Here is a 603-nt window from a genome sequence, read left to right as displayed (position 1 = left end):
ATTCACCGTGAGATCAGGAGCAATGAAATTTACAGGAAAATATCCGAGGGAGTGATAAATGAAAATGTTCAGGTTTAATTTTTATCATACGAGGAAAGAAAACTTTTTCAACAATAACACCGCCATAGCTGTTCACCTCACATATTCATTACCGGGGCTGCCTCGGTCTGTTCATTCTGATCCGCCTGCAATTCGGTATTGCTTTCGGCAGTTTTTTGTCCGTCTGAACGCTTTTGAGACTTTTTATTCCCTGCCTTTTTTGTTTCTTTCCCCTCTTCATGGTTCTGCTCCTCCTGCTGTGTTAATTTCTGTTCGTATGCTTCAAGCACCGCACTGTGGAGATTTTCTCTTCCCTCTTTTGTAATCGGGAAACAAATATCCTCATATTTGGCTCCTGCCTTACGGGAAGGCATTGACACAAACGGACCGTCATTGCCCTCAAAAATCCTCACACCTTTTACAACAAACTCGTCATTGATGGAAACCGAGGCAACTCCCTTTAAGCTTCCGGGTTTGTTAATAAGGTTCACGCTTGCTTTGTAATTCATAAATTCTACCCCTTTCTTTTATATAACTCATCATCCACTTCTTTTAACCTTTCAC

Annotated in this window: 1 protein-coding gene; it reads right to left on the bottom strand. The window is 41.3% G+C overall.

The genetic code is table 11. The annotated features are described in order from the left end of the window. Positions 1 to 137: 137 nt before the first annotated feature. A complete protein-coding gene (locus H8706_RS12310; RefSeq protein WP_262432699.1) occupies positions 138 to 548 on the bottom strand; it encodes a SpoVG family protein in 411 nt (136 codons plus the stop codon). Between the last annotated feature and the right edge of the window lie 55 nt (positions 549 to 603).

The sequence above is a fragment of the Qingrenia yutianensis genome (assembly GCF_014385105.1).
Lineage (GTDB): Bacteria > Bacillota > Clostridia > UMGS1810 > UMGS1810 > Qingrenia > Qingrenia yutianensis.
This window is presented reverse-complemented; position numbering and strand designations above follow the sequence as displayed.

Coding starts and splice junctions, on each gene's coding strand:
- H8706_RS12310 (WP_262432699.1), bottom strand. CDS start 548: ATGAATTACAAAGCAAGCGTGAACCTTATTAACAAACCCGGAAGCTTA.